This is a genomic window from Mesorhizobium sp. M2A.F.Ca.ET.039.01.1.1 (assembly GCF_003998035.1).
GTDB lineage: Bacteria > Pseudomonadota > Alphaproteobacteria > Rhizobiales > Rhizobiaceae > Mesorhizobium.
On the sequence record NZ_RZRY01000204.1, the window covers coordinates 1 to 9,368 of the forward strand.

Genomic DNA, 9,368 nt, shown 5'->3' on the forward strand with positions numbered 1-9,368 from the left:
TTGCTGCACACTCCGGCGGATGGTGAGTTGCAGCGGCCTGCCGGGCACGGCCTTGGGCAGCATGGCGTAGGAGGCGTGCGCGGCCAGCGCCGGCAGTTTTCTGCGCAGGCCGGAGACGTCGTCTAGCGCCGCGCGCTGCGCTTCGCGTTCGCCGAGCAGGCCGGCCGAGACCATGCGGGTCAGCACGCGGTCGCGCGCGGCGTGCGCGATGCCGAGATTGCGGTCGGGCCGGCGCTTTTCCGGCAATTGCGGCAGCGCGACGAGGAGGGCGGCTTCCGAGACTGTGAGGCGCTTCGGCTCCTTGCCGAAATAGGCGAGCGAGGCGGCGCGCACGCCCTCGAGATTGCCGCCATAGGGCGCCAGCGTCAGATAGCGTTCGAGGATTTCCTGCTTGGAAAGCCGCCGCTCGATCTGGATGGCGCGCAGCATCTGCTTGAGCTTGGAGCCGAGGCTGCGGCTGTCGCGCGGCTCGATCAGCCGGGCGAGCTGCATCGACAAGGTCGAGCCGCCGGAGACGATATGGCCGCTGGTGACGAGCTGGCCGGCGGCGCGGCACAGCGCCAGAAGGTCGACGCCGCGGTGGTCCCAGAAACGTTTGTCTTCATAGGTGACCAGCATGTCGACGAATTGCTTGTCGACCTGGTCGAGCCGGGTCTCGAGCCGCCAGTAGCCGTCGGGCGTGGCGAAGGCGCGCAGCAGTTGGCCGTCGCGGTCCTGGACTTCGGTGGAGACCGTCAGCTTTGCCGGCAGCGGCGGCGGGAAGGCGCGGTCGAGTTCCCAGAGCGCGGCGAGGGAAAGTGCCGCGAGGCCGGCAAGCGAGATGCCTGCGATCGCGGTGCGTCTGAGAAATTTCCTGGAGAGCATGGCGCTGCCCCTCATCCGCCTGCCGGCACCTTCTCCCCGTATAGGGACGGGGAGAAGGATAGACCGGCGACCTCGCTATTCCGCCTTCACCTCCATCACGCCGGTGGCGGTGCGGGCCGAATATTGCGGCCGGTACATGTCCTCCACCGTCGCCGCCGGATGGGCGTAGGTGCCGGGTGTCACGGCGCGCACGACATAGGCCAGCGTGATGTTGCGGTCGCCGTCGCCTTCATTGGGATTGAAGGCGGCGACGAAGCGGTCGTCGCGGAACTCCAGATGCGCGGCGTCGGTCTGCGCCAGCCAGGAGAAGTTGGACAATTGCGCGCTGGAAACCAGGCTCGGATTGTCGATCTCGAAGCCGGCCGGCAACAGATCGGTGATCAGCAGCCGCGACGGCCACTTGTTCTGCTCGTAGATCTTGAGCACGACCACATAGCGCTCATTCTGCCTGGCTTCGGTGACGTTGGCCTCGGTGCCGTCGAGCTTGTAGTAGGTGCGATCAATGGTGAAGCCGTCGCCGCCGGCGGGCAGTGGATCGACCGGCGCGGCGACCGCGGTCACCACCGCCTGCAGCGACGTCGCGCCGGTGTTGGCGATGGTAAGCGGGCTGTCGACCAGGTCACCGCCGGCGACCTGGTCGGAATAGCCGCCCGAATGCGGCGCGCCATTGACGGAAAGCGTGATGGAATCATTGCCTTCCTTCAGCGCCCGCGCGGCAAGCAGCATCCAGGATTCGTCCTGCGTGCTCGTCCAGCGGGCATCGGCGCGCGCCACGCCGACCAGCTTGATCAGTTGCGGCATGATGCTGGGCACCGGCTTCGATTCCGCCGCCAGCGCCAGTATCGCCGCGCCGTCACGCAGCCGCGAGCCATAGTCGGAGCGGTACCAGTCGTAGTCGGTTTCAGACTGCGCCAGCCGGAGCGCCGTCTGGAAGGTCGATTCCGAACGCTGCGTGTCGCCGTAGAGCGCCAGGCTCGCCGCAAGTTGCGCGACCGCCATCGGGCTGGAGAAAGCTTCGAGCTGCGTGTCGGCGTAGTAGCGCAGGTCGCCTATCGAGGCCTCCTTGTTGCGGGCGAGCACATAGAGCGCGTAAGCGATATCGCTGCCCTTGTCCTGGACGTCCTGGTCGTAGCCTAGCGAGTTCTGCAGATTGTTCAGCGCCTGGTTCATCGCCAGCGCCGGCACATCGTACTTTTCCTCGCGCGCGCGGGTCAGGAACTCGCTGACATAGGCATCGAGCCACAGATCGCCGGAGCCCGGCCCCCAGAGGCCGAAGCTGCCGCTCGACGACTGATAGGAGAGCACCTTGTAGATGGCGTCCTGGATGCGTTGATGCAGGTCAGGGTCGCTCTCCATGCCGATGCTCTTGGCCATGTCGTTGACATAGAGCAGCGGCATGGCGCGGCTGGTGGTCTGCTCGGCGCAGCCATAAGGGTAGCGATCAAGGCTCATCAGCAGCGACGGCACGTCGAGCGCGGACGACTGCGAGACGCCGACGCTGACCGAAGCGCCGTCGAGCACGCTGGCGGCAAGCAGCTCCTTGTCGACCCGCAGCGAGCCGCCATGCGGCTTCAGGTCGACAACCATGCGGTTAGTGACCGGAAGCTGCGCCGGCCGCACCGGCAGATAGAGCGTCTGCTCGACCTGCGTGCCGTCGGCATGGGCGAGCTTGATGGTGATGGAGGCGTCGCCCGCGGTCTTCGCGACCAGCGGGAAGGTGAGCGACTGGCGCTTGCCCTGGGCGAGCGTCAGTTTTTCCGGCAACGGCTTGTCGCCGGTCGAAAGGTCGCCGGTGGTGGTGACGGACAGCGCGTAGTCGCCGGCCGGGCCATCGGTGTCGGCTATGTCGAGGCGCATGGTCGCCACATCGCCCGGCGCCAGGAAGCGCGGCAGGCCGGCGGTGATCACCACAGGATCGCGCACGATGACGTCGGTCTGGGCATGGCCGACGGCTTCCTTGGTCCAGGCGACCGCCATGACGCGCACGGTGCCGTTGAATTGCGGGATGTCGAAGTCGATCCGCGCCTTGCCGTTGGCGTCGAGCTCGACCGGGCCGGAGAAGAAGGCGACCAGCTTTTCGGTCGGCGGGCTGCCTTGCGCCTGCATGTTGGCGCCGTCGCCACCGGTGCGTATCTTGCCCATCGTGCCGAGCGAGCCGTCGATCAGGCGGCCATAGAGATCGCGGATCTCCAGCCCCAGCATGCGTTGGCCAAAGAACCAGTCCTCCGGATCGGGCGCCTTGTAGTTGGTGAGGTTGAGGATGCCGACGTCGACGGCAGCCACCATCACATAGGCGTTTGTGCCCGGCTGAGCGCCGTTCACCGCGACCGGGATTGACAGCTGCTGGCGCGGCAGGGTCTTTTCCGGCGGCGTCAGCGAAACTGCGAGCTTCTTCGAACCCGGGTCGACCGACAGCCACTGGATGCCGATGGCGCGGGCCGGCATGCGCGATTCCTGCGCGTCGCCGGGCCGGAACAAGGTCGCCGTGACATAGGCACCGGCGCCCCAGTTTTCGCCGACCGGAATGTCGACAGTGCTGCCGCCGGCCGGCACCGAAGCGGTGACGGTCTTCAACAGCTTCTCGGCGCCGATCGTGACCAGAAGTTCGCCGGCAAAATGCGGCGAGATCTTCAGCTTGGCGACTTCGCCGGTGGCGTAGCTGTCCTTGTCGAGGGCGATCTCCAGCCCATCGGGTGTCTCGGTGGTGGTCGAGGCGACGTACCAGCCGGCGTCGAATTCATAGCTGGTCGCCGGACCATCCGGGTCAGCCGTCTCGACCTCGAGACGGTAGCGGCCCCAGTCGACGGGCAGCGACACGGTCGCCTCGCCATCGGCCTTCAGATCGACCGAGCCATTGGCGACGGCCTTGGTGAGGTTCACTGCCTCGTAGTTCCAGGAATTGTTGGAACGGTACCACTGATAGTTCCGCTCGACCTTGACCAGCGACCACTGGGCGCCTTTCAGGTCCTCGCGCTTGCCGTTCGGATCGACGGCGATGATGCTGAATTTGGCCGTTCCGCCTTGCGGCACTTCATCGCCTTCGAAATCCGGGCGAATGCCGATGACATCGCGCTGCGGCCGAACGCCGATGTCGAGCGAGCGCTCGACGGCGCGGCCGCCGGCTTCGCGCATGCGCACCGTGACCTTGGCGTTGACCAGCTTGGTGGTCGACGGCAACTGGTCGATGGTGATCGGGAAGGTCGCCTTGCCGTCGTCGCCGACGATCGGAAGATTGGCGAGGGGCGTCACGGTCGGCTCGCTCGACTGCTCGTCGGCGAGGCCGAAGGTGAAGTCCTTGAAGCTGTCCCAGTTGCTCGTGGTCGACAGCGTCATCTCGCCTTCCAGCGCCAGGCCCGCGGCCGGCGCGCCATAGAGGAAGCGGCCGTCGACGGTGGCATTGGCGGTCTCGCCCTGGGCGATCTCCTTCTTGTCGGCCGTCAGGTCGAATTCGATGCGATCCGGCACGAAGTCCTCGACCAGGAACATCTGGCTGGCGACCGGCGACTGCTTGGGATCGGTGTAGATCGACACCGTCCAGGTGCCGCGCATGGCGTTGGCCTCGAGCGGCAGGTCGACGGCATGGCCGCCGGCGGACTCGCCATTGCTGACGATGCGCCGGTTCTCGACGCCGTCGGGACGGGTGAAGATGAAGGTCAGCGGCAGGTTCTCGACCGCTTTTGCCGCGCCGTCGCGGGCAAGCGCCGCGACGTGAACATCCTCGCCTGCGCGGTAGATGCCGCGCTCCGTCCAGGCATAGACGTCGAGCGCGCCGGGCGAGGCGCGCCCTTCGACGCCGCGATCCGACAGGTCGAATCCGGCTTTGCCCATGTCGAGGAAGACGAAGTCGTTGTCGCCCTGCTTGGCCATCAGCACGGCCGGCACCATGCCGTTTTCGCCGCGGGTGAGGCCTGGATTGAAGACGGCGTGGCCTTCGGCGTCGGTGGTCGCCGTGCCGAGGATCTCGTTGTTCCTGGCAAGCAGCGTCAGTTCGGCGCCGGAAATCGGCTTGGCCGAGCCCAGCGAACGGGCAAAGACGTTGAGACCGTCCTGGCCGGTATAGGTGGAAAGGCCGATGTCGGAGACCACGAACCACTGCGTGGCGCGCGAGCCGTAATCGTCGCTCTTGTCGTCGACCGGCTGCGCGGTCAGCACATAGACGCCGGGCTTGCGCTGCGGGATCGCCTCGTCAACCGGGAAAGAGGTGGTCACCTCCTTGTTGAGATCGTTGGCGATGTCGAGCGTGCCCGACCAGACGGGCTCGCCCATCTGGTCGGAAATGGTGGAAATATCGTAGCCGTCGAGCTGATGCAGGAACTGATAGCCGGACAGAAGTTGCGCCAGCGAACGATCACCGATGCGGTAGAGCGTCATCTTGGCGGCGTTCATGTTGACCGTCACGACTGGAATGCCGCGACGGGCGCCGGCCGGCAGCACGAAGCTGTCGCCGGTGAAGCGGGCGGACGGAGCGCGGTCCTGGACATAGATCGACAGCACGACGGGCGCGGCGATCGTTTCACCGATCGCCGCCGGCAAGCCGGCGCGGAAGGTCACGTCATAATGCTGGCCGTGTTCCAGGCCCTCGACGCAAATCTGCTTGTCCTTGGCCTCGACGGCCTTGGGCGCGGCGTTGTCGACGGTCACGAACTGCGCATAGTCGACGCCGGTCTTGACCAGGTCCTCGGAAAACTGGGCGCAGATGCGCGGCGAGGAAGAATCGGCGTCGACGGTGTGCTCGACGACGCGGAAACCCTTGCGCGCCTTGAGGTCGGCATAGTCGGCCTGGACGGCCGGCGACCTCACCAGCGCAAGGCTCGCCTCATAGGCCTGCAGCGACGGCCGGTAGAGATCGCGCTTGTCGAGACCGGCGCCAAGCAGCGCCAGCGCCTCGGCGCGGGTCTTTGCCGTGCGCACCAGCTTGTAGGCGTTGAAGGCCGCCGACGTGGCGTTCATCGGGAAAGTCGCGGGTTCGTTGGTGTTCGACGCCGGCTCCACGGCCAGTATCTCGCGCGCCAGCGCCAGCCAGAGCGCGCCGTCATCGGGCAGAACGGAGATCGCGGCCTGGTATTTCTGCATGGCAAGGCGATGATCGCCGGTTAGCGAGGCCTGCTCGGCGGCGGCCTGCAGGGCAGCAAGGCCCTCGGTCGGCTTGTCATAGGCCGGATCGGTCAGCTTGTTGCGGAACTGCTGGGCCTGGTCGGCCATCCAGTTCGGGAAAAAGGCCAGAGCCGGCGGAGCGCCGATATCTGGGTCGCCATCGACATTCGCGACCTTGCCGGCAACGGCGCCGGTGAAGGATTTCAACTGGTTATAGTCGGATTTGAGAAAGCACCACTTTGCCTTGGTGTTGTAGGTGAAGGCGCGGCAGGCGGTATCGCCAAGGCACGTGGTCTTGCATTGGTCGAGGCTGACATTCTGCTCCGACCTGAGGTCGAAACCGAAATAGTCGGAATTGTCGGTCGTCACGATTCGCCGGGCTTCGGCCGCAAGGGCCGCCCCGCCCAGGGCGAAAAAGACGAGAAGAAGGAAAGAGAAACCACGAGCCGCGCGCATTGCCATACCACCCTCCAGACATCGCCAGCGTCCGGGCATGATCAAGCTTCGTGCAGGCTTGTCAACGCCGGAGCGCCGCGGGTTTTTCACCTGCGAACGGTTTCCATGCCGGCCAAAGGCCGGTATTTCGACAGAACCTCTGTGAGACGGATCACACTTTCTTGCGGAATCGCAAAAGGTGTGAATTCCAAGCCCGGTCTATTTCAGACAATTGGATTGTGGCCCCTTTACGAACGTTTCGGAACTTCATTCCAATTTTAGTTTTGTCGACTAGGTTGTCTTAATGCCGGCGCATGAAACGCAGATGTCAGGAGGGGTCGCGCCAGGGCGCGGGCTTCCGCGCGCCCTGCTTTTCGCGCTGTTTTGCGCTGCAATTCTGGCGGGCGAGGCGCGTCCGGCGGCGGCTTTCGAGATTTTCGGCATCAAGCTCTGGGGCTCGTCCAAGGACGAGGATGCCGACATCGTCGATCCGCTTCGCTATTCCGTGACGCTCAATGCGCCTGATGCCGACAAGGATCTGGTGAAAAGGCTCGAAAACGCCTCGGCGCTGAAGAATGACGAGGACCATCCGGTGTCGGGATCGCTCGGCCTGATGGCCAAGGCGCGCGGCGACCGCGAACAACTGGTCGCCGCGCTCTACGCCGATGCCCGGTATGAAGGCGTGGTCACGATAACGATCGAAGGCAAATCGATCGACGAATTGCCGCCGGACGCCGAATTCAAGGGGCCGCAGCCCATTCCGGTCGTCATCAGCGTCGCGCCCGGGGCGAAATTCACATTGGGCAATATCCGGCTGAAGGGCGATGCCGCGGGGCTGGCGAGCGCCGATTTCGGGCTGATCGCCGGCGGCGATGCCGGCTCCGGCGCCGTGCTCAAGGCCGAGGCCCTGATTGTGCGGGCGCTGAAGGACGAGGGCAGGCCGCTTGCAAAGATCACAGACCGCGAGATAGTCGCCGAGCATGCAAGCTCGACGCTGGACGTCACGCTCACGGTGGCCGCCGGCCCGGTCGCCGCTTATGGCGACACGACAGTCGAGGGCACGGAAAAGGTCGATCGCGACTTCACCGAATACATGACCGGGCTGAAGCGGGGCCAGCAATATTCGCCGCAGGAGATCGACGATGCCCGCGACCGGCTGCTCGGCCTCGAGGTCTTCAACAGCGTGACCATCAAGGAAGGCGACAGCCTCGACGCCAACGGCAATATCCCGATCGACGTCCAGGTCAGCGAGCGCAAGCCGCGCTTTTTCGGCCTCGGCGGCACGTTTTCGAATACCGAAGGGCTCGGGCTGGAAGGCTATTGGGGACACCGCAACCTGTTCGGCCAGGCCGAGAAGCTGCGTATCGACGGGTCCATCAGCGGCATCGGCAGCAACAGCCTTTCGGCGCTCAACTACAATGCCGGCGTCATGTTCGAGAAGCCGGGCGTGCTCGGGCCGACGTCGAAATTCTTCACCGGCGTCAAGACTGTGTTCGAGCACCCCGATGCCTATGACCATTTCTCGGTCAAGGGCGACGTCGGCGTTTCCTACGACCTCGACAAGCAGCAGCGGGTCTCGGCCGAATTCGACCTCGACTATTCGCGGATCACCGACGCTTTCGGCAAGCATACCTACCTGATCGCCAGCGTGCCGCTGCAATATGTCTTTGACAACCGCGACAACAAGCTGAACCCGACCAGGGGGTTCCGCTTCCTCGCCTATGCCGAGCCGAGCTATGACATATTGAACGGCGCGACCTTCCTGAAGCTGAAGGGCGAGGGCTACACCTATCAGTCGCTGGACACGGCAAGCCGATTCGTGCTGGCCGAACGCGCAACGCTGGGCTCGATCGTCGGCACCGGCCTGCAGAACGTGCCCGCCGACCGGCGCTTCTATTCCGGCGGCGGCGGCTCGGTGCGCGGTTATTCCTACCAGGGCATCGGCCCGAAGGATATTGACGGCCAGCCGATCGGCGGCTTGTCCTTCTTCGAAACCTCGGTGGAGATGCGTATCGGCGTCACCGACACGGTCGGCATTGTTCCGTTCGTCGATGCCGGCACGGTCTCGATCAAATCCTTCCCGGATTTCTCGGATGTTAAGGTCGGCGCGGGCGTCGGCCTGCGCTATATTACCCCGTTCGGGCCGCTTCGCATCGACGCGGCGGTGCCGCTCAACCGCGATCCGGGCGATCCGCATTTCGGCATCTATGCCGGCATCGGCCAAGCGTTCTGACGATGAAGATTTTCTGGCGCATCCTCCGCATTATTATCTACACGCTGCTCGTCCTGCTGGTGGTGGCTATCGGCGCTCTCGTCGTCCTGACCGGCACCGAAGGCGGCCGCCAGAACCTCGCCGGCCTGATCTCGAAGATGGCCTCGAGCGAGGACCGGAAGATTACGGTCGCTGGCATCGAAGGCATCTGGTCGGGGGCGCTCAGGGTCGATCATGTCGTGCTGGAGGACCGCGCCGGCCCCTGGATGGTCGCACGCAACGTGGCGCTCGACTGGTCGCCGACGGCGCTGCTCTCCCGGAATTTCAATGCTGACCGCTTCGCCGCCGAGCGGATCGAACTGGCGCGGCTGCCGCAGCCGAGCCAGCAGCCATCGCAGGGCGGCTCGTCCAGCCTGCCGGTGTCGATCGACGTGAGGCAGATCGACCTGCCGGAGATCGCGCTCGGACAGGAGCTTGCCGGCAGCGGCATCGCCGAACTGGCCGCCAAAGGCTCGCTCAGGGCCGATCCCTCGCCGCTGGCGATCGAGAGCGTGCTCAATGTCTCCCGCCATGACGGCAAACAAGGCAATGTCGACGCCAAGATCCATTTCGCGCCGGCCGACAACAAGCTCGACCTCGATCTCAAGGCGTCGGAGCCGGCCGGCGGCATCATCGCCAATCTGCTCAAGCTGCCGGATGCGCCGCCCGTCAACATCGTCGTTTCCGGCAGCGGGCCCTTGGCCAATTGGAGCGGTGTCGGCAC

The 9,368-nt window shown here is 65.2% G+C and carries 3 protein-coding genes and 1 pseudogene; 2 read left to right on the plus strand and 2 right to left on the minus strand.

The window, feature by feature from the left end:
- Together EOA24_RS17045 and EOA24_RS17050 are read right to left on the minus strand one after the other, a co-directional pair.
- A partial coding sequence (locus EOA24_RS17045; protein WP_348633073.1) for a transglycosylase domain-containing protein occupies positions 1-864 on the minus strand: 864 nt, incomplete at its 3' end.
- A 75-nt stretch (positions 865-939) separates the two neighbouring features.
- Positions 940-6,420 (minus strand): alpha-2-macroglobulin family protein, encoded by a 5,481-nt coding sequence (locus EOA24_RS17050; protein ID WP_127409921.1) that lies wholly within the window; start codon positions 6,418-6,420, stop codon positions 940-942.
- A gap of 277 nt (positions 6,421-6,697) precedes the next feature.
- On the opposite strand from EOA24_RS17050, the gene EOA24_RS17055 reads away from it, so the two are divergent.
- Together EOA24_RS17055 and EOA24_RS17060 are read left to right on the plus strand one after the other, a co-directional pair.
- The gene (locus EOA24_RS17055; protein ID WP_127409922.1) at positions 6,698-8,626 is read left to right on the plus strand and encodes an autotransporter assembly complex family protein; all 1,929 of its coding nucleotides are present in this window, start codon (positions 6,698-6,700) and stop codon (positions 8,624-8,626) included.
- A gap of 2 nt (positions 8,627-8,628) precedes the next feature.
- Positions 8,629-9,368: pseudogene (locus tag EOA24_RS17060) on the plus strand (translocation/assembly module TamB); the annotation flags it as partial.

Excerpts from the sequence above, each read along its gene's own strand:
- EOA24_RS17055 (WP_127409922.1), top strand. The coding sequence starts at position 6,698 with ATGCCGGCGCATGAAACGCAGATGTCAGGAGGGGTCGCGCCAGGGCGC.
- EOA24_RS17050 (WP_127409921.1), bottom strand. The coding sequence starts at position 6,420 with ATGGCAATGCGCGCGGCTCGTGGTTTCTCTTTCCTTCTTCTCGTCTTT.